The organism is Paracoccus sp. SM22M-07 (assembly GCF_001887735.1).
Lineage (GTDB): Bacteria > Pseudomonadota > Alphaproteobacteria > Rhodobacterales > Rhodobacteraceae > Paracoccus.
Genome location: NZ_JPKW01000011.1, coordinates 34,403 through 55,135 on the forward strand (window position 1 = coordinate 34,403; position 20,733 = coordinate 55,135).

11 protein-coding genes are annotated in these 20,733 nt (G+C 66.5%); 2 read left to right on the forward strand and 9 right to left on the reverse strand.

The window, feature by feature from the left end; all coding sequences use genetic code 11:
- Positions 1-110: 110 nt before the first annotated feature.
- Genes IE00_RS14855 through IE00_RS14865 form a run of 3 tightly spaced genes read right to left on the reverse strand, consistent with a single transcriptional unit; the run spans position 111 to position 6,282 of the window.
- Positions 111-1,958, reverse strand: a complete 1,848-nt coding sequence (locus tag IE00_RS14855) for a cation:proton antiporter (protein WP_072297990.1) — start codon at positions 1,956-1,958, stop codon at positions 111-113.
- 14 nt (positions 1,959-1,972) lie between these two features.
- On the reverse strand, positions 1,973-5,152 hold the full coding sequence (locus IE00_RS14860; protein ID WP_072297991.1) for an efflux RND transporter permease subunit: 3,180 nt from the start codon (positions 5,150-5,152) through the stop codon (positions 1,973-1,975).
- A complete protein-coding gene (locus tag IE00_RS14865) occupies positions 5,149-6,282 on the reverse strand; it encodes an efflux RND transporter periplasmic adaptor subunit (RefSeq protein ID WP_072297992.1) in 1,134 nt (377 codons plus the stop codon). Before IE00_RS14865 ends, IE00_RS14860 begins: the two co-directional genes overlap by 4 nt.
- Positions 6,283-6,520: 238 nt before the next feature.
- Here IE00_RS14865 and IE00_RS14870 point away from each other — a divergent pair, with 238 nt between their 5' ends.
- Positions 6,521-6,994, forward strand: coding sequence for a DUF421 domain-containing protein (locus tag IE00_RS14870; RefSeq protein WP_072297993.1), 474 nt, complete (start codon positions 6,521-6,523; stop codon positions 6,992-6,994).
- On the opposite strand, the gene IE00_RS14875 is transcribed toward IE00_RS14870, so the two are convergent.
- The 6 genes from IE00_RS14875 to IE00_RS14900 are packed head-to-tail and all read right to left on the reverse strand — an operon-like array spanning position 6,946 to position 13,288.
- Entirely contained in the window at positions 6,946-8,400 is a 1,455-nt protein-coding gene (locus tag IE00_RS14875) for an amidase (RefSeq protein WP_072297994.1), read from the reverse strand. The genes IE00_RS14870 and IE00_RS14875 overlap by 49 nt on opposite strands.
- Positions 8,401-8,427: 27 nt before the next feature.
- Positions 8,428-9,234, reverse strand: a complete 807-nt coding sequence (locus IE00_RS20640; protein ID WP_072297995.1) for an ABC transporter ATP-binding protein — start codon at positions 9,232-9,234, stop codon at positions 8,428-8,430.
- Positions 9,231-10,019: an ABC transporter ATP-binding protein gene (locus IE00_RS20645; RefSeq protein WP_240493929.1), complete on the reverse strand. Its 789-nt coding sequence runs from the start codon at positions 10,017-10,019 to the stop codon at positions 9,231-9,233. The genes IE00_RS20640 and IE00_RS20645 overlap by 4 nt, the downstream gene beginning before the upstream one ends.
- On the reverse strand, positions 10,019-10,828 hold the full coding sequence (locus tag IE00_RS14890) for an ABC transporter permease (protein ID WP_205949689.1): 810 nt from the start codon (positions 10,826-10,828) through the stop codon (positions 10,019-10,021). Before IE00_RS14890 ends, IE00_RS20645 begins: the two co-directional genes overlap by 1 nt.
- A 5-nt stretch (positions 10,829-10,833) precedes the next feature.
- Positions 10,834-11,787: an ABC transporter permease gene (locus IE00_RS14895; protein WP_072297998.1), complete on the reverse strand. Its 954-nt coding sequence runs from the start codon at positions 11,785-11,787 to the stop codon at positions 10,834-10,836.
- 7 nt (positions 11,788-11,794) lie between these two features.
- Complete coding sequence (locus IE00_RS14900) at positions 11,795-13,288, reverse strand: ABC transporter substrate-binding protein (protein WP_072298094.1); 1,494 nt, start codon at positions 13,286-13,288, stop codon at positions 11,795-11,797.
- A 439-nt stretch (positions 13,289-13,727) separates the two neighbouring features.
- Here IE00_RS14900 and IE00_RS14905 point away from each other — a divergent pair, with 439 nt between their 5' ends.
- A complete protein-coding gene (locus IE00_RS14905; RefSeq protein WP_072297999.1) occupies positions 13,728-20,708 on the forward strand; it encodes an ExeM/NucH family extracellular endonuclease in 6,981 nt (2,326 codons plus the stop codon).
- The last annotated feature ends 25 nt before the right edge of the window (positions 20,709-20,733 follow it).

The window sequence follows — 20,733 nt, forward strand, 5'->3', positions numbered from 1 at the left end:
GTCATTCCCCCCAGATCGACCTTTGTGCCGTTTGTGGCCCAGCACCTGCCCCGCGTCAAACCGGGTGGGCAATATTTTCCGACAAAGGGAAAAAACTGCATCGTCGCGCGTCAGAAATCGCCGTCCACCTGGGATGCGCCGCGGGCGCGCAGCTGGGCAGTCTGTTCCTCCATCAGCTCGCGCGCGCGTTTCAGATAGGCGGCGTTGTGCTGGGGCGGGGTGTCGGGGTCGTGCAGATCGGCCAGCTCGCGGATGGTGCGCTGGTTATGCGCGACAAAGCTGCGGGCGGTCTGTTCGGCCTGATCCTTGGGCACGCCAAGCGCCTCATAGACGGAACGGCCCGCGCGGACGGCGCTGTCGAAGGTTTCGCGGATGACATCGCGGCAACCTGCGGCCCACAGCTCATAGACATGGCTCTGGTCGCGGGCGCGGGCGGTGATGTGGACATGGGGATAGGTCTGGCGGACATAGCGCACCATCTCGGTCACCTGGTCGCGGTTGTCGATGGCGATGACCAGCACGGTCGCCGTTTCCAACCCTGCCGCGCGCAGCAGGTCGGGGCGGGTCGCGTCGCCGTAAAAGGCCCGCACCCCGAAGGCGCGCAGCATTTCCAGCTGGGCCGAGGAATGGTCCAGCACCGTCGTTTCATGGCCCGCGCTCAGCAACATGCGGTTGATGATGCCGCCGAAACGCCCGTGTCCGGCGATGATGATATGGCTGGGCGCGGTGATCTGGTCGGCCTCGGTGGGTTCGGCAAAGCGGTATCGGGGCAAAATGACCCGGTCATAGAGGATGAACATCAGCGGCGTCAGCATCATCGACAGCGTCACGATCAGCGTCAGGCGCGGCGCGATGGTGTCGGGCAGAACCGCGTTGGTCGTCGCGAAGGAGATCAGGACGAAGCCGAATTCACCCGCCTGCGCCAGCCCGATGCCGAACAGCCAGCCCTGTTCGTCGCGCACGCCGAAGACCCGCGCCAGCGCCAGCAGCACCCCCGCCTTGAGAGCCATGACGCCAAGCGCCAGCCCGATGATGACCAGGGGTTCGCGGGCCAGCAGGCCGAAATCGATGGCCGCGCCGACGGTCATGAAGAACAGCCCCAGCAGCAGCCCGCGGAAGGGGTCGATATCGCTTTCCAATTCGTGCCGGTATTCGCTGTTGGCCAACACCACCCCGGCCAGGAAGGTGCCAAGCGCCGGCGACAGGCCGACCAGCGACATCAGAAGTGCCGTGCCGATCACGAAGGTCAGGGCGGCGGCGATGAAGATCTCGCGCAGGTTGGCCTGGGCGATGAAGCGGAAGGCGGGGCGCGTCAGATAGGTGCCGCCCGCAATCACCAGGCCGATGGCCAGCAGCGTGACGATGCCGGTCTGCCACCCCTCCAGCCCCTCGACCAGAGAGATGCCGCCCCCATGACCCGCATCCGGCGCGTGATCGCCGCCACCGGGAACCGCCAGCAGCGGCAGCAGGGCCAGCATCGGGATGACGGCGATGTCTTGGAACAGCAGCACCGAAAACCCCGCCTGCCCGCCATCGCTTTTCATCAGCCCCTTTTCGGTCAGCGTCTGCAGCACGATCGCGGTCGATGACAGCGCGAAGATCAGCCCGACCGCCAGCGCCGTGGGCCAGGCCAGCCCCAGAAGGATCCCGGCCCCCGCGATCAGGCCGGCGCTGAGCGTGACCTGCAGACCGCCCAGGCCCAGCAGGCGCATCCGCATGTCCCACAGCAGCCTGGGCTCCAGCTCCAGCCCGACCAGGAACAGCATCATCACGACGCCGAATTCCGCGAAATGCTGGATCGACAGGACGTCCACATGCAGCACCGCCAGGACCGGGCTGAGGATGATCCCCGCGATCAGGTATCCCAGCACCGATCCGAGCCCAAGCCGCGACGCGATGGGCACCGACACCACCCCCGCGATCAGGAACAGGAAGGCCAGAAGCAGCACGTCCGTCATGGGTCAGGCCTTTGTCAGCGGGGCAGGTCTTGGGACAATCGGCCCGGGCCGCGGCGATTGTCCAGCCCCTTGCGGCTTTGGCGCGCCTCTTTGCGCCTGCGCCGCCATGCGCCTGCGCGTTCGGCCAGCATCAGCATGGCGGGCGTCACGATCAGCGTCAGGGCGGTGGCCACCATCAGCCCCCCCGCGATCGCGGCGCTGAGTTCCGTCCACCACTGGGTCGAGGGCGCGCCATAGATGATCTCGCGCCGGAAGAAATCGATGCTGACGCCGATGACCATGGGCATCAGCCCAAGGGCCGTGGTGACCGATGTCAGCATGACGGGGCGCAGGCGTTGGGCGCCGGTGCGCAATGCGGCCTCGGGCGGGGACATGCCCGTCTTGCGCAGGTCGTTATAGGTGTCGATCAGCACGATGTTGTTGTTCACCACGATCCCTGCCAGCGCGATGACCCCGATGCCGCCCATGACGATGCCGAAGGGCCGCCCGGTGATCAGCAGGCCCAGCAGCACCCCGGCCACCGAAAAGATGATCGCCGTCATGACGACGAAGGCCTGGAAGAAGCTGTTGAACTGCACCACCAGGATCACGATCATCATGCCGATGGCCGCCGCGAAGGCCCCCACCAGAAAGATCATCGCGTCCTGCTGATCCTCGGCCTCGCCGGCAAAGGACCAGGTGACGCCGTCGGGCAGGTCCATCTGCGTCAGCGCCGTGCGCAGGGCCACGATCTGGTCATTGACCAGCAGGCCCGGCGCGACATTGGCGGCAAGGGTCGTCACGCGCCGTTCATCGACCCGCTTGATGGTGCCGCTGCGCGGGGCGGGGCTGAATGTGACGAAATTGGTGACCGGCACCAGACCCGAGCTGGTCGGCACGCGCAGGCTTTCCAGTTCCGCCAGCGTGCGGTCGCCGGCGGGAAAGCGGACGCGGATGTCGACGGTGCCCTCGGCGTCGTCGGGGCGGTATTCGGCCACCGTGATGCCTTGGGTCAGCAGTTGCACGGCCTGGCCCAACAGGGCGACGTCGGCGCCGAAGCGCGCGGCCTCGGACCGGTCCAGCGTGATCGCCCATTCGACGCCGGGCAGGGGGCGCGTGTCGGTCACGTCGGTGAAGCCGCCGATCCGGTCCATGCGGTCGCGGATGGCGGTGACCGCCTGCGCCTGCAGGTCGCGGTCGCGGGCGGCGATCTCCAGGCTGATGGGCTTGCCTGCGGCGGGGCCGCCCGATTGGGTCTGGACCTGCACGTCGATGCCGGGGATCTGCGCCATGTCGCGCCGGATGCGGTCGGCGATCTGTTCGGCGGGGGGGCGGGTGTCCCATTCGGTCAGTTCCAGCTGGATGGTGCCGATGACCTCCTCGTCGGCCTGCTGGCTGGATCCGCTGCGCGCATAGACGCTGTGGACATCGTCATAGGACAGGAGCCGGTCCTCGACCCGTCTGACCAGGGCGTCCTTTTCATAGATCGAGAAATTGTCGCGCGCCCGCACCTCGACCTGCGCGAAATCGGGCTCGATCGAGGGAAAGAAGTTGATGCCGTTGCCGAACTGCCCATAGGCCAGGAACGCCCCCACCAGCAGCATCACCGAGAACGCCAACGTCCGCCCCGGACGCAGGATCGCCCATTCCAGCGCGCGGACATAGGCCCCCGCGGCCCCCGTCATGTCCCGCGGATCGCCGGTTTCGGCGGCGGTGATCTGGCGCTTCTGGCGGGCCGATTGCGGCTGACGGCGGCCGATGACGCCGCCCACGACGGGGATGAAGACCAGCGCCATGAACAACGATGCCGACAGGGTCAGGATCACGGTGATGGGCAGGAACTTCATGAATTCGCCCACCGTCCCCGACCAGAACAGCAGCGGGAAGAACACGCTGAGCGTCGTCGCGGTGGATGCGATGATGGGCCAGGACATGCGCTTGGCGGCGCGGGCATAGGCGGCCTTGGGCGACAGCCCTTCGTGCAGCAGCCGGTCGGCCAGTTCCACCGTGACGATGGCGCCGTCGACCAGCATTCCCACCACCAGGATCAGGCTGAACAGCACCACGATGTTCATGGTCAGCCCCATGAAATAAAGCGCCGAGACCCCCGCCAGGAAGGCCCCCGGAATGGCCAGCCCCACCAGGATCGAGGATCGCAGCCCAAGCGCCCACACGATCACGATCATCACCAGCAGCACGGCGGCGATGACGTTGGATTCCAGGTCCGACAGCATGGTCTGGACCTGTTCGCTTTCGTCCTGCATGTCGTTGATGCGCACGCTGTCGGGCCAGTCGGCTTGCGCGGCTTCGATCTCGGTGCGGATGGCGGCGACGGTCTCGATGATGTTGGCGCCGACCCGCTTCTTGATTTCCAGCGCCAGGGCGGGCTGGCCGTTGATGCGGGCAAAACCCGACGGGTCCTCATAGGTGCGCCTGACGGTGGCCACATCGGCAAAGGTCACGACCGTGTCGCCGCGCACCTTGACGGGCAGTTCCATCAGGTCGGTCAGATCCTCGATCAGGCCGGGCACCTTCAGAACGATGCGGCCTGCGCCGTTTTCGATGGCGCCGGCCGCGATCAGGCGGTTGTTGCGGTTGATCTGGCCGATCAGTTCGTCGAACGAGATGTCATAGGTCTCGAAGACGGTGGGGTCGATCAGCACCTCCAGCAGCTCGACCCGCTCCCCGCCGATATCGACCTCCAGGACGCCCTGCACCCCCTCCAGCCGGTCCTTCAGATCATCGGCCAGCGCGTTCAGCGTGCGTTCAGGGACGGGTCCCGACAGGATGGTGGTCAGGATCGGGAACAGGGCGGTGTTGATTTCCGTGACGACGGGATCGGTCGCATCCTCGGGCAATTCGTTGCTGGCGCGATCGACGGCCTCGCGGACCTTGTCCAGGGCCGCATCGGCGTCAAAGCCCGGCTCGAATTCCAATTGCACGCTGGCATAGCCTTCGGCGGCGGTGGCGGTGACCCCTTCAAGGCCGGTCAGGGCCGACAATTCCGTTTCCAGCGGTTCCACCAGCAGGCGTTCGGCGTCTTCCGGCGCGATGCCCTCCAGCGAGGTCGAGACATAGACGGTGGGGATCGGAATCTCGGGAGAGCTTTCCTTGGGGATCGCCACATAGGTCAGCGCACCGACCGCCAGGATCAGCACCAGCAGCATGACGACCACCCGCGCGCGGTCGAAGGCAGCGTCGATCAGCCCGTTCATCCGGCGTCCCCTTCGTTATCCTCGGGGGTGGGCACGACCGGTTCGCCGGCGCTGACGAAACCCTGTCCGATGGTGATGATCCGCGCCTGTTCCGGCAGGCCGCTGACCCAGACCCCGTCGGTCTGCGCCTGTTCGACCACCACCGGATGAAACGCCACCGTGTCGTCATCCTGCACGGTCTTGACGCCCAGCTGCCCGTCCGTCCCAAGCGACAGGATCGCCGGAGAGATGAAATGCGCCGACATCTGCCCCGTGGGGATCGTCACCGTCACCGACAGCCCCGAGGCGATCCTGCCATCGGGGTTCGGGACGCGAATCTCGGCGCGGAAGGTGCGGGTTTCGGTGACGGCATCCTTGCTGACATATTCGACGGTCCCTTCGATTTCCTGTCCGGTGATGAACCGGACCGTCGCGCTGCCGCCTTCGCGGATGCGCGACAGGGCCTGCTGGGGAACCTGGATGACGATCTTGAGCGGATCGATGTCCAGCATCGTGCCGATTTCGGTCCCGGCGGGGACATAGGCGCCCTCTTCCAGGTCCAGCGCGTCAAGCCGTCCGTCGAAGGGGGCGCGGATGACTGCGGAATCGATCCCTTCCTCGGCCCGCGTCACGTCCGATTGCGCCCGCGCCAGCGCCGCGCGGGCCTGCGACACGCGGTCGGTCGTGGCCACCCCGCGTTCCAGCAGCGTTTCGGCATTGTCGAAATCGCGCTGCGCGGCGGCCAGTTCCTGCCGGGCGCGGGCCACGTCGGCCTCCTGCTCGCGGGTGCCAAGGCGGGCGATAATGTCGCCTTGCGCCAGGTATTCCCCACGCTGCGCCGACAGGACCGCGACGTCGCCGTCGATTTCGGCCCGCAGGATCGACCGGCGGTCGGGCTGTGCCTGGCCTTCGGCGGTGAAGACCTGGGTCACATCTTCGGCGCGGCTGTCGCGAACGGCGACGGTGATCGCCTCGACCCGGTCGACGGGGGCATCGGCCTCCTGGGGCGGGGCGGGCAGGATAAAGCCGCTGCCCATCCACGCCGTCAACGCCAACGCCAGGATGCCCGCCACCCATTTGGACCGCGACGCGCCCTTTTCATCCGCGAAATGCAGGGTCTGGGGGGAATGGGGATCACGAAGTTCATTCATCTGTCACTGGGTCCTTGGGGCGGGTCCTTGGGTGGGCAGCAGGCGCGCGCATGGACGGCGGTCTTGGGCAAGGGTGCCGCGTGCCACCTTGCGACATTCCGCCCCTGCGGCCAAGCGCGCAAGGCCCGACGAGCCGGACGTTGCGCCAATAGGTCGCGATGGGCGGGTTGCCGCACGGAACGATGGGCGCCGGTGTCGGTTGGGTCGGGTATCGACCGTTGCAGGAAAGGCACCCGGCATGAGCGACCCGATCTTCTTTGACAGCTGGTCCGGACTTTGGCGTGTCCTGATCGTCGGCAGTTTCGCCTATGTCGGACTGGTGGTGATGCTGCGCCTGTCGGGCAAGCGGACCCTCAGCAAGATGAACGCCTTCGACCTGGTGGTGACGGTGGCCCTGGGGTCCACCTTGGCGACCGTCCTTCTCAGCGACAGCGTCCCCCTGGCCGAGGGGATGGTTGCATTGGCCTTGCTGATCTGCATGCAATACCTGATCACCGTGGTTTCGGTCCGGTCGCAGCGCTTCCGCGACCTGATCAAGTCGGAACCCTCTCTGCTGGTCCATCGCGGCACATACCTTGAGGCGACGATGCGCCGTCAGCGCATATCCCCCGAGGAGATCCGGTCCGCCCTGCGCCAGGCGGGCCATGACGACGAGGCCTGGGTTCAGGCGGTGGTCCTGGAAACCGACGGATCGCTCTCTGTGGTGGCGTGACCGTCATGGCGCGGCCAGCCGGTGACGGGGCCGCGCCATGCCTCGAAGGCGCGGGCAAGGGCCATCACCGTCAGGTCGTGGAACCGGGGCGCGACGATCTGCAGCCCGATAGGAATCCCGGTCGTCGACAGGCCGCAATGGATTGAACAAGCCGGCTGTTCGCCCATGTTCCACGGCACAGTGAAGCAAATATGTTCAAAGGGCCGCGCGGGATCGTTCGTCGGTGACGCCTGATTCGCCGGATAAGAAATGTCGGCATTGACCGGCGACAGGATCGCGTCGACCTGTTGAAAGACCTGCGCCGTGGCGCGCCGCATCGCAAAGATCTGGTCAAAGCCCTGGGCCACCTGCTGGGGGGTCGCCAGCGCCCCTTTCGCCGCCCAGTCATGGATATAGGGCAGGATCAACGCGCGCCTGTCCAGCGGCAAAGCCTCGATCATCGACCAGAACCGCGCCCGCCAGGCATGGTCCAACCCGTCCAGCATCTGCCGGGTCAGTATCGGAGCGACGGGGATGACCGTCGCGCCGTGATCCTGGAACAGGCGGGCGGCGCGGCTGACGGCCTGAACGACCTGCGGATCGGGTGCATTGCCGCAGCCCGCATCCAGCATCAGCCCGATGTGCATCCCATGGACGTCCGCGGGCGGGACATCCCAGTCCAGCGCCTGATAGGGCAGGGCCGTCGCATCGCGCCAATCGGGGCGGGTGATCGTATGCATCAGCAGCGCCGCATCATCGACGGTGGGCGTCATCGGCCCGGCGCAGCGCCCGGTATAGTAAGGATCGATCGGCACCCGTCCCTGCGTCGGCTTGAACCCGAACAGCCCCGTCCACCCCGCCGGCAGGCGGACCGATCCGCCGATATCGGTGCCCACATGCAACGGCCCATAGCCTGCGGCCCCGGCCGCCGCGGCGCCTGCGCTGGACCCGCCGGGGTTCTGCGACAGACCCCAAGGGTTGCGCGTCAGCGGGTGAAAGGAAGACAGCCCCGATGACAGCATCCCGTAATCGGGGCAGGTCGTCTTGGCAAAGATGATGGCGCCGTCCTCGTGCAGGCGGGCGGCGGTGGGGGCGTCTTCGGGGGCAGGAACCAGGTCGATGGCGGCGGTTCCCATGGGCACCGGGTCGCCCCTGGTGGCGATCAGTTCCTTGACGGTCACGGGCATCCCGTCCAGCGGTCCCATCGGCGCGCCTTGGGCATAGCGCTCCTGCGCCGCCCGTGCCTGCTGCAGGGCGCGTTCGGGGCGGAACAGGTACAGCGCGCCGACTTTGGGTTCGGATGCCTCGACCCGCGCGATCAGGGCCGTCATGTAATCGACCGGCGACAGGCTGCGGTTGCGAAAATCGGTCAGGATGCTGCGGGCGGGACGGTCCAGCATGTCGGATTGCCTGGTGGATAGGGGCATGGGACTGACCTTTCTGGGTGAGTGAGTTCACGATGGTCTGGGGCGGACCTTGCGCCCGATCACGTCCAGGCGCGGCTCGGCCTCCAGCAGGCGGCGGGTATAGGGTTCGGCGGGGTGGTCCATGATCTGGCGCATCGGCCCACTTTCCACGATGCGACCGTCCTTCATGACCGCGACGCAGTCGCAGATCTGGTCCACCACGCCCAGATTGTGGGTGATGAACAGGACCCCGATGCGATGTTCGTCGCGAAGGTCCAGGATCAGCCGCAGGATCTGCTTTTGCACCGTCAGGTCCAGCGCCGAGGTCGCCTCGTCCGCGACCAGCAGGCGCGGCTTGGTGATGAGGGCGCGGGCGATGGCGATGCGCTGGCGCTGTCCACCGCTGAACTCATGCGGAAAGCGGTCCTGATCGGCCGCGTCCAGACCCACGTCCCGCAGCAATCGGCCGACCAGGACGCGTCGGTCGCGGCCCTTGGGGGCGGTGGGGTCCAGATGCAGCGGCTCGGCGATGATGCGGCCCACGCGGTGGCGCGGGTCCAGCGAACCATAGGGGTCCTGGAACACCATCTGGAAATCCCGCCGCGCCCGACGCAGGTCCCGCGGCGACAGGGCGAAGATATCCCGCCCCGCGATCTGCACCCTGCCCGATGTCGCGCGGTCCAGCCCCATGACGATCCGCGCAAGCGTCGATTTCCCCGACCCCGATTCCCCCACCACCCCCAAGATCTGCCCCGGCATCAGGGTCAGCGACACGTTGTCCAGCGCCCTGACCATGCCTTGGCCCAAGGGAAAATGCCGCGACAACCGGCTGACCTGCAACAAGGGCTGTGTCATGGGGCGTCCCTCAGCGTGGCGCGGACGCGTGGGGGCAGCGCGTCCAGCAGCGTGTAGGTATAGTCGTGACCGGGGCGGCGCAGGATGCGTTCGGTCGGGCCATGTTCGATCAGGGAACCGCGATACAGGACCAGCGTGTCATCCGCGATCCGCGCGATCACCCCCAGATCATGCGAGATCAGCATCAGCGCGATCCCCAGATCGGTGACCAGGTCATCCAGAATGTCCAGGATCTCGGCCTGGACGGTGACATCCAGCGCCGTGGTGGGTTCATCTGCGATCAGCAGGTCCGGCGTCAGCGCCAGCGCGATGGCGATCCCCACGCGCTGGCGTTGCCCACCCGACAATTCATGCGGGAAACTGTCGATGCGTTCGGCGGCGCGCGGGATGCGGACCATGTCCAGCAGGTGCATCACCCTGGCGCGGGCGTCGCGGCGCGACAGGCCCTGGTGCAGGATCAGCCCTTCGGCGATCTGCGCACCGATGTGCATCGCAGGGTTCAGCGCGGTCATCGGTTCCTGGAAAATCATCCCGATCCGGTTTCCGCGCAGCGCGCACAGGTCGCGTTCGGGCATGGTCAGGATGTCGCGCCCGTCAAAGCCGATGCGCCCCGTGGCGCGTGCGGTCCGGGGCAGCAGGCCCATCACGGCCAGCGCCATCACGGATTTTCCCGACCCGGATTCGCCCACGACCCCAAGCGTCCGGCCGCGCGCCAGCGACAGGTCGATCCCGTTCAGCGCCGGCCTTTCGCCGAAGGTGACGCGCAGATCGCGGATCTCCAGCATCATCCGGCCTGCCCCCGTCGCGGATCGGTCAGGTCGCGCAGCCCGTCGCCCAAAAGGTTCAGCCCCAGCACCGTGACCGCGATGGCCAGCCCTGGCGCCAGCACCAGATGCGGCGCCGCGGCCAGATAGGTCTGGCTTTCCGACAGCATCCGACCCCAGCTGGGGGTGGGGGGCGACACGCCCATGCCCAGAAAGGACAGGCCCGCCTCGGACAGGATGGCAAGGCCGGTCTGGATGGCCAGCTGCACGATGATCTGCGGCAGGATGTTCGGCAGCACATGTTCCGCCGTGATGCGCACGTCGTTCTTGCCGGCCATGCGGGCGGCGCTGATATAGTCGCGCGCCCAGATCTGGATCGCGGCGGCGCGGCTGATGCGGGCAAAGACCGGCACCATGAAGACCCCGATCGCGGTGATCGCGGTCCCCGCGCCCGGCCCCATCAGCGCCCCCAGCAGGATCGCCGACAGGATCGGCGGAAAGGCGAACAGCACGCCGTTGAAACCCATGACCAGCCGTTCCGCCCGCCCGCCCCCGGCCGCCGCCGTCATCCCCAGCAACGTGCCCGCCGCGCCGCCGATGGCCGTTGCCAGCACCGCGATGCCAAGCGACGTCCACGCCCCCGCCATGATGATCGACAGCACGTCGCGGCCGATCGGGTCGGTCCCGAACCAATGCGCCGCATCCGGGGCCTGCAGGCGGGCCACAATGTTCATCGCCGTGGGGTCGGCGGGCGTCCAGACGCGGCTCAGCACCGCCGCCCCTACCATGATGGCGGTGATCGCCGCGCCCAGGATCAGTGATTTCGGCAGGCGCATCACTGGCGCGCCTTCAGCCGGGGGTCCAGTCGGGCATAAAGCGCGTCGGTTCCGGCATTGACCGCCAGGACGATCGCCGCGAACAGCAGCACGACATTCTGAACCACTATCAGGTCGCGTTGCGACAGGGCCTGATAGGCCAGCGTGCCGATGCCCGGCAGGCTGAAGACGTTTTCCACCAGCACCGCGCCGGAAATCAGGAAGGGGATCTGCAGGCCCAGCATCGTCACCACCGGCAGCAGGGCATTGGGCACCGTGTGACGCCACAGCGCGCGGCGGCGCGACAGGCCCTTGGCGCGGGCGGTGCGGATGAAATCCTCGGCCGCGACGTCAAGAACCGCGGCGCGGGTGACGCGGGTCAGGACCGCCGCCTGCGGGATGGCCAGTGCCACGGCGGGCAGGATCAGCGCCGATGCCGCGCCCCAACCGGCGTCGCCCCAGCCCGGAAACCCGCCCACCGGAAACCAGCCCAGCTTCAGCGCGAAGACCAGGATCAGCAGCAGACCGATCCAGAAATTCGGCACGGCGATCCCCATCTGGGCAAAGACCGTGGCCAGCCCGTCGCCCGCCCGGCCCGGACGCGCCGCCGCCATCACCCCAAGCGGAATCGACACGCCAACCGCCAGCAGCGTCGCCATCAGCGTCAGCGGCAGCGTGACCAGCATGCGTTCCGCGATCAGCCCCGCGACCGGCACGCCATAGGTATAGGACTGTCCCATATCCCCGGTGACCACGCCGCCCAGCCATGCCAGATATCGCACCATCAGCGGGCGATCCAGGCCCAGCTGGTCGCGCAGGGCGGCCAGCGTATCCGCCTGCGCCGAGGTGCCCAGCATGATCTCGGCCGGATCGCCCGGCGCGGCCTCGATCAGCAGGAAGATCACCAGCGAGGTGACCAGCAGCATCAGCGCGGCCCCCGCCAGCCGGCGGATGCGGGAAGGGGACGGGGTCATCGGCGGATCACTGGGACCAGCGGATGTCGGTCATGTCGTTCGCAGGCACCGGCCCGTTTTCCCAGACACCCTCCAGGCCCGCCTTCCAGACGCCCAGCTTGGGATAGGAAAACAGGAACAACGCGGGCAGATCGCGGGCCAGCATGTCCTGCGCGGCCTGATAGCCTGCCGCCCGCTCCTCCTCGGAAGTGGCGGCGGCGATGGCGGCCATCTGGTCGCGGAAGGCAGCGCTGTCATAGTTGAAGTAATAGGGATGGCGGGCATAGATGCCGATATCCAGCGGCTCGGCATGGCCGATGATGGTCATGTCGTAATTCTTGTCCGTGAACACGTCCTGGATCCAGGCGGCCGGAAAATCCGAGGTCTGGATATTGGCCGTCACCCCCACCTGCGCAAAGAAGGCCTGCAGGATCTCGGCCGAGCGTTGGGCATAGTCGCGGTTGGGGACCTTGAAATCAAAGCTGAAGCCCTCGGCATGCCCCGCCTCGGCCAGCAGCGCCTTGGCCTTTTCGGGGTCATAGGGGAACAGTGCCGTCAGGTCCTGGTAGAACGGGTTGGCGGGCGAAAAATGCGACCCGATCGGCGTGCCCTGGCCGGCGCTGACGACTTGGACCAGGCTGGGCCGGTCGATGGACATCATCAACGCCTGACGGACGCGCGGATCGTCGAAGGGGGGGCGGTCGTTGTTCATGCCGGCCACCACCTCCATTTCTCCGGCGCCCGCGACGGCGGTGAAGGCGGGGTCGGTCGTGAACTGTTCGAACAGTTCGGGCGCGCTGAGGTCGCCGACGATGTCCACCTGCCCCGATTGCAGGGCCGCCGCCTGCGCCTGCGCATCCCCGATGAAACGGGCCGTCACCCGCGATATTGCCGGCGCTTCGCCCCAGTAACCGTCCCATGCCGACATGATGACCCGGTCGCCCTTGCGCCATTCATCGACCTTGAAGGGGCCGGTGCCGACGGGGGCGGTGCCGTTCGTTTCTGCGCTGGTGGGTTCGACCATGACGGCGGCCGGATAGCCCAGCCAGTAAAGCAGGTCGGCATTGCGTTCCGACAGCGTCAGGACCAGCGTCGCCGGATCGGGGGCCTGCACATCGGCAATGGCGGTGTAATTGGCCTTCTGGCCGTTGGTCGAGGTCTCGGACAGGATGCGCTCGATGGCGAATTTCGCGGTGGCGCTGTCGAAGGCGGCGCCGTTCTGGAAGGTCACCCCGTCGCGCAGCGTGAAGGTATAGGTCAGCCCGTCATCCGCGATGGCCCATTCCGTGGCCAGCTGCGGGACGATTTGGCCGTCACGGTCGATGGCGACCAGCCCTTCGAAGACGGTCTGCCAGGTGATCTGCCCCGCCGCCACCGGCGATGAAACGGTCGGGTCCAGGCCCTGAGGTTCGACCGATTGGGCGAATGTCACGGCGTCCGCGTCCTGCGCCATGGCGGGCGCGGTGGCCGACAGCATGATGGCAAGGCAGGCGCCGGCCAGCGATCGATGGGGTATGGTCATCATGTTATCCCAGTCCGAGGACACGAAGGGTCCGCTTCGGTTCGTTCCAATGTGACCAAACTGGACATGCAGGCAACCGTCTTGTGAAACGGCATGCGCGGTCACGGTGCTGCGAAAACCCTGACATCGCCACAAGGCGCGCGCAACCGCAAGCACCCGACCGAACCGGGCGACCGTCCTGTCGACATCGCCGCATCTTGGCGCGTTGGGCCTGCCGGTCGCCGCCCTGTTCCACCGCACGCGCGACAAGAGACTTGCCAATGCAACGGGCAGTTGACCATCATTCGGACATGTCTTCGTCAAAATGCCGTTACGAAACTTCGTTAACCATGTCGGCAAAAGCTGGCCCAGCCAGTGCCCTTTTGTTTCCGCATGCGTTTCGGGACCCTGCCATCAGGCGGCCCGCGACACGCCTGCCCCATCACAGTAAGGCTCTCCGATGACCGCGATCTTCATCAACGAATTCCACTATGACAATGCCGGCGCCGACGAGGGAGAGTTCATCGAGATCGCGGGCCCCGCGGGCACCGACCTGACGGGGTGGAGCGTCGCTCTCTATAACGGCAACAACGGCGCGATGTATGGCACGCTGCCGCTGTCGGGCGTGCTGTCGGACATGGGGCAGGGCTATGGCACGCTGACGGTCGCCGCGCCGGGCATCCAGAACGGGTCGCCCGATGCCATCGCGCTGGTCGATGGCGCCGGCGCGGTCGTGCAGTTCCTGGGATATGAAGGCGTCATGACGGCGGTGGACGGGCCCGCGATGGGCATGACCTCGGTCGATGTCGGCGTGGCCGAAGATGGCGGAACGGGCATCGGCATGTCGCTGCAGCTGACCGGATCGGGGTCGCAGGCCAGTGATTTCACATGGGCGGCTGCGGCGAATGCGACCCCCGGTGCGGCCAATACGGGGCAGGATTTCGTGTCGGGTCCCTCCGTCACCACCTATGCCATTGCCGACGCCCAGGTTGCCGAGGGTGACGACGGCATCGCCCAGATGGTCTTCACCGTCACCCGCAGCGATGGCGCGGGCGCAGCCAGCCTTGATTTCGCGACCGCGGACGGCACCGCCACCGCCGGCAGCGACTATGCCGCCGCGTCGGGCACAGTCGATTTCGCCGATGGCCAGACCAGCGCCACCATCCAGATCGCCATCACCGGCGATACCGATCCCGAATTGCCCGAAACCTTCAGCGTCACCCTGTCCGACCCCACCGGCACCCTGGCGATCACCCAGGCCACCGCCCAGGGCACGATCCTGAATGACGAGGTTACGCGAATCTCGACCATCCAGGGCAATGCCGACAGCCAGGGGTCGAACCCTGCGGGCGGAAACGACAATCGCGATGCCAGCCCGCTGGTCGGGCAGGTCGTGACCGTCGATGCCATCGTCGTGGGTGATTTCCAGGATGGCGACGGCGACCAGGGGCGCAGCTTGGGCGGTTTCTATCTGCAGGAACAGGATGCGGATGCCGACGGCGATGCGGGGACGTCCGAAGGGATCTTCGTCTTCGACGACGGTTTTGGCACCGATGTGCAGATCGGTGACCGCGTGCGCGTCACCGGCACGGTCGGCGAATATTTCGGCCAGACCCAGATCGGCAGCGTCACCGACGTGCAGGTCCTGTCGCAGGGCAACCCGATGCCGACGGCGGCGGTGCTGCAGCTGGGCGGCGATGTCTCGCGCGATCAGTCAGGCGGCTATCAGGCCGATCTGGAGGCGCATGAGGGGATGCTGGTCACCGTGCCCGACACGCTGACCATCACCGAACAGTTCCAGCTGGACCGGTTCAACGAGATCACGCTGTTCGACACCAACGGCTTTGAACAGACCGGACCGGGCGGCACGACCATCACCGGCGAACGCCCATTCACCTACAGCCAGTTCAACACCCCCGATGCCGCCGGCAATGACGCCTATCTGCAGGAGGTCGGCAGCCGTCAGGTCGTCTATGATGACGGTCTGAACCAGCAGAACCAGCCGATCGGCAATCTGGACGGGTTCCAGGGATATTCCGACGCGACCGCGCCCTCGATGGGTGACACGGTCACGAACCTGACGGGCGTCCTGGATTACCAATGGGCGGGCAGCTCGACCTCGGGGGCGACCTGGCGCATCCGGGCGACGCAGGACGGGCAGAACACGTTCGAGGACACGAACCCCCGCCCCGACGCCATCGCCGAGGTGGCAGGCGACATCAAGATCGCCAGCATGAACGTGCTGAACTTCTTCACCTCGATCGACGGGTCGGGCAACGAAGGCGTGGGACCGGGTCTTGACCAGCAGGGTCGCGGTGCCGACAGCGTCGAGGAATACGACCGCCAGCTGGACAAGCTGATCACCGCCATCGAGGGCACGGGCGCCCATGTCATCGGGCTGGTCGAACTGGAAAACGATTTCCTTGACCCCGGCATGGCTCCGGGGGCGACCAGCGCGCAGGGCGACAGGGGCCTGCCCATCGCGGCCATCGTCGCATCCCTGAACGAAAGCGCCGGGGCCGAGATCTGGTCCTGGGTCGATCCGGGCAGCGAATTCGTGGGCGACGACGCCATCGCCGGCGGCCTGATCTATCGCGCCGACATGGTGCAGGTGGCGCCGGGCACCGCGCCCGCCTTCCTGACCGACGCGCAGGTCGATCCGGCCCTGCTGGCGCAGAGCAGCACGGGCAGCATCTTCGACGGTCCCTCGACCAGCCGCGCTTCGCTGGCGACCACCTTCGAGACGCTGTCGGGCGGCGATCAGATGACCGTCGTGGTCAACCATTTCAAATCCAAGGGCGGCACCGGCGACGGCGCGGATGCCGATGCGGGCGACGGTGCGGGCAACTTCAACAACCAGCGCCTGCTGGCCGCGCAGGCGCTGGACGACTGGCTGGGGACGAACCCGACCGGGTCCGACACGCCGAACATGCTGTTGCTGGGCGACCTGAATTCCTATGCCTCCGAAGATCCGCTGGCCTATCTGATCGACACGGCGGGCTTCGTCGATCTGGCCGCCGAATTCGTGGAACTGGGCTATTCCTACCTGTTCGACGCGATGCTGGGCGGGCTGGATTATGCCCTGGCCTCGCTCGAGATGTTCAACCACATCGTCGATGCGATCGAATGGAACATCAATTCGGACGAAGCCGACGCGCTGGATTACAACCTTGATTTCGGTCGCGATCCTTCGATTTTTGACGGCGACACGCCCTATCGCGCCTCGGACCACGACCCGATCGTGGTGGGCATCGATTTCGACCAGGATGACAGCCCCGTCACGCCCGAAATCTATGACGGCGCAACCTTCGAAGGCGATACCGCCCCCACCGGCGCGCTGACCCTGGACCACAAGGGGTCCTTCGACCTGGCCGGGGCCGAGATCGCCGCCCATACGGGCGGGCGCCTTTACGTGACCGCCGCCACCGGGCTGCAGATCGTGGACATCACCGACCCCTCGGCGCCGGTGCTTGCCAAGTCCATCGACTTCACCGCCGCAGGGTTTGATTTCGCGACGACCGACATCACCTCGGTCGCGACCAATGGCAGCGTCATCGCCGTGGCCCTGCCCGCCGATCCCAAGACCGATCCTGGACGGGTGGTCATCCTGGATCTGGACGGCAATCTGGTCACCAGCTTCGACGTTGGCGCGCTGCCCGACATGCTGACCTTCACCCCCGACGGCACCAAGCTGCTGGTCGCCAACGAAGGCGAGCCCACCGACCTGTCGCTGTCGAACCCCAAGGGTGGCGTTTCCGTCATCGACCTTGCGACGGGCACCGTCACTCAGGTCGACTTCACCGCCTTTGATGGTCAGGAAAACGCCCTGCGCGAGGCCGGCGTGCGGATCTTCGACGGCCAGAGCGTGTCCGACGACTTGGAACCGGAATATATCGCCGTTTCCGCCGACGGACTGACCGCCATGGTCACGCTGCAAGAGGCGAATGCTGTTGCCGTCCTGGACCTGACCACCAACAGCTTCGACCGCATCGTGCCGCTTGGCGGCAAGGATTTCGCGGGGCTGCTGGCCGATTTCTCGGACCGCGATGACGGGATCAACCTGACGACCGGCAATCCGGTGATCGGGCAGTTCATGCCGGATGCGATCTCCTCCTATACCGGTGCGGATGGGCGCGACTACTATGTCATCGCCAATGAAGGCGACGACCGCGACGATTTCGCCCCCGAAGGCGACAGCACGCGCCTGAAGGACGTCGCCCTGGACCCCACCACCTTCCCCGATGCCGAAGCCCTGCAGGCTGATGAGGGTCTGGGTCGTCTGAACGTGTCGGGATCGTCGCTGCTGGATGGCGATACCGACGGCGACGGCGATATCGACCAGATCCTGACCTATGGGGGTCGGTCCTTCTCGATCCTGGATCAGGACGGTCGCATGGTCTTTGACAGCGGCGATGCGCTGGAGCGCATCCTGGCCGAACAGTATCCCGAGCTGTGGGATGACGGGCGGTCGGACAACAAGGGCCCCGAACCCGAAGGCGTCACCATCGGCCAGATCGGCGACAGCACCTATGCCTTCGTCGGGCTGGAGCGCGCCAACACCACGATGATCTTCGACATCACCGATCCCGCCAATGTCAGCTTTGTCACCACCGCAGGACAGGCCGGCGACACCGCCCCCGAAGGCACGCTGTTCATCCCCGCCGAGGACAGCCCCACCGGCGAGGCGCTGTATATCGTCACGAACGAGGGTTCCGCCACGATCGGCATCTATGGGGTCGAGGAGAGGCAGGCCCCGGTTTCGGAAACCTTCTCGCTGGAACTGCTGCATTTCTCGGATCAGGAGGGATCGACCGGCGCGCTGGCCGATGCCCCGAACCTGTCGGCGGTGCTGAACGGGTTGCGCGGCCAGGATCTGGGCGGCGACGGCATTGCCGACAACACGCTGACGCTGTCCTCGGGTGATGCCTTCATCGGGTCGCCCTTCTATGACGCATCGCAGGCGGTCTTCGGGTCGAAGGGCATCGGCGACATCCAGATCCAGAACGAACTGGGCGTGCAGGCCATGTCCCTGGGCAATCACGAATTCGATTTCGGCACCGCCAATCTGGCGGGTCTGATCAGCGGCGATGCGCCGGGCGACATCCTGGGCGCGGATTTCGCGGGCGCGATGTTCCCCTATCTGTCGGCGAACCTGGACTTCTCGACCGATCCCAACCTTGCGGGGCTGGAGGTCGCGGGCGGTCAGGCGCCGCAGGCGGGCACCGTCACCTCGTCGGTCGTGCTGTCGATGGACAGCGAACAGACCGGCCAGACGGAACTGGTGGGCATCGTCGGCGCCACCACGCCGACCTTGGCGCGGATCGCGTCCTCGGGGTCGGTGGGCATTGCGCCGGGCCAGTTCGACAACAACCCCACCCCCGAACAGCTGGACGCGCTGGCCGCTGAAATCCAGGCCGAGGTCGACGCCCTGCTGGCGGCCAATCCCGGCATGGACAAGGTCATCCTGCTGGCCCACATGCAGGTCCTGGGCATGGAGGAACAACTGGCACCGCGCCTGTCGGGCGTCGATGTCATCGTGGCGGGCGGTTCGAACACCCGCCTTCTGGACGAGGATGACCGCCCGCGCGACGGCGACAGCGTGCAGGGCCAGTACCCGATCTTCACCACCGATGCCGATGGCAACCCGATCGCGGTCGTGAACACCGATGGCAGCTATAAATATGTCGGCCGGCTGGTGGTCGATTTCGACGCCGACGGGCATATCATTCCCGAAAGCTATGATGCGGCGGTGTCGGGTGCCTATGCGACCGACGACCAGGGCGTCGCCGATCTGGGCGCCGAGGATCTGGTCGATCCTGAAATCCAGGCGATCGTCGATCAGCTGGAGGATCAGATCGTCGCCACCCAGTCCAACATCTTCGGCTATTCCGACGTCTTCCTGAACGGCAACCGCACGGGCACCGCGACGGCGACCGATCCGGACGGCGTGCGTACGCAGGAAACCAACCTCGGCAACCTGACCGCGATGGCCAACCTGGATTACGCCAAGGATTATGACAGCAGCGTCATGGTCTCGATCAAGAATGGCGGCGGGATCCGCGCCTCGATCGGCGAAACGGTGGTGCCCGCCGGCGCCACGGCGCCCATCCGCCTGCCCAATGGCGAACTGGTCGATGGCGAGGGCAACGTGATCAAGCCTGCAGGTGCGATCTCGCAGAACGACATCGCTTCGGCGCTGGCCTTCAACAACGGGCTGTCGCTGGTCACCATGTCCCCGGCCGAACTGCTGCAGGTGCTGGAACATGCGGCGGCATCGGCGGGGGGCGGCGCCTTCGGGCAATTCGCGGGCATCAGCTTCAGCTTCGATCCCGACCTGCCTGCCGGGGAACGCGTGACGCAGGCCGATATCGTCGATGAAAACGGCGCCTCGGTCCTGGCGCTGGTGCGCAACGGCGACCTGGTCGCCGATCCCGATCTTGCGATCCGCACCGTGACGCTGAACTTCCTGATCCCGAATGGCGACGGTTATCCCTTCGATCTGGCCAATCCCGATCGGGTGGACCTGTTCGATCTGGACAATGACGGCACGTCCGACGGGCTGCGCGACGGGGTGGCCGATTTCGCCGATAACGGCACCGAGCAGGATGCCTTCGCGGAATATCTGGCGGCCAATCATGGCACGGCGCAGACGGCCTATGCCGAGGCCGACACAGGCCGCGACCAGGATCTGGCGATCACCAACCTAGGCTTTACCAGCCAGGATGTGCGTCTGGATGCGGCGGGCAACGCCGACTGGTCGCAGATCACCCGGACCTTCGACGGAAACGGCACGCTGCGCGAACGCGTCATCGACGGCGATGATGGCACGATCACCACGCTCCGCTATGCCGCCGACGGGACCAAGCTGACCGTCACCACCGCCGATGCCGCCGACCTGACGCCGCGCGCCACCAGCACCGATGTCTTCGATGCCGAAGGCAACCTCTCGCGCCGCGAGGTCCTGCTGGACGACGGCCGCACCAAGACCGCCATCTTCGAGGGCGGAGAGCGGATCGGTCAGCTGATCGAGGATGCGGACGGTTCCTCGATCGCCCGCAGCTACCAGGACGGCATGCTGACCCAGACCCGCTGGACGGCTGCCGATGGCGACCAGAACGTCCGCGCCGAAGCCGGCGACGACATCGTCTTCGGTGGCATGGGCGATGACAAGCTGACCGGCGGCGCCGGGGACGATACCTTCGTCTTCTTCGAAGCGGGCTTCGGACAGGATCGCATCGCCGATTTCGACCTGGACGGCGACGACCTGCTGGATCTGACCGGTCTGGGCATTCAGTCGCTGGCCGATCTGGAGGCCCTTGGAACGGTCCGCCAGCAGGGTGCGGATGTCGTCATCCAGTTCGATGAAGACAGCATCACGCTGACGGGCAACCAGCTGAGCGATCTGACCGATCAGGACTTCTTCGTGCTAAACGTGGCCTGATCCCCACCTGATCCCCGGTCCCATG

What these genes read in the sequence shown, in the direction of transcription:
- IE00_RS14855 (WP_072297990.1), bottom strand. Translation starts at nt 1,958, where the DNA reads ATGACGGACGTGCTGCTTCTGGCCTTCCTGTTCCTGATCGCGGGGGTG.
- IE00_RS14860 (WP_072297991.1), bottom strand. Translation starts at nt 5,152, where the DNA reads ATGAACGGGCTGATCGACGCTGCCTTCGACCGCGCGCGGGTGGTCGTC.
- IE00_RS14865 (WP_072297992.1), bottom strand. Translation starts at nt 6,282, where the DNA reads ATGAATGAACTTCGTGATCCCCATTCCCCCCAGACCCTGCATTTCGCG.
- IE00_RS14870 (WP_072297993.1), top strand. Translation starts at nt 6,521, where the DNA reads ATGAGCGACCCGATCTTCTTTGACAGCTGGTCCGGACTTTGGCGTGTC.
- IE00_RS14875 (WP_072297994.1), bottom strand. Translation starts at nt 8,400, where the DNA reads ATGCCCCTATCCACCAGGCAATCCGACATGCTGGACCGTCCCGCCCGC.
- IE00_RS20640 (WP_072297995.1), bottom strand. Translation starts at nt 9,234, where the DNA reads ATGACACAGCCCTTGTTGCAGGTCAGCCGGTTGTCGCGGCATTTTCCC.
- IE00_RS20645 (WP_240493929.1), bottom strand. Translation starts at nt 10,019, where the DNA reads ATGCTGGAGATCCGCGATCTGCGCGTCACCTTCGGCGAAAGGCCGGCG.
- IE00_RS14895 (WP_072297998.1), bottom strand. Translation starts at nt 11,787, where the DNA reads ATGACCCCGTCCCCTTCCCGCATCCGCCGGCTGGCGGGGGCCGCGCTG.
- IE00_RS14900 (WP_072298094.1), bottom strand. Translation starts at nt 13,288, where the DNA reads ATGACCATACCCCATCGATCGCTGGCCGGCGCCTGCCTTGCCATCATG.
- IE00_RS14905 (WP_072297999.1), top strand. Translation starts at nt 13,728, where the DNA reads ATGACCGCGATCTTCATCAACGAATTCCACTATGACAATGCCGGCGCC.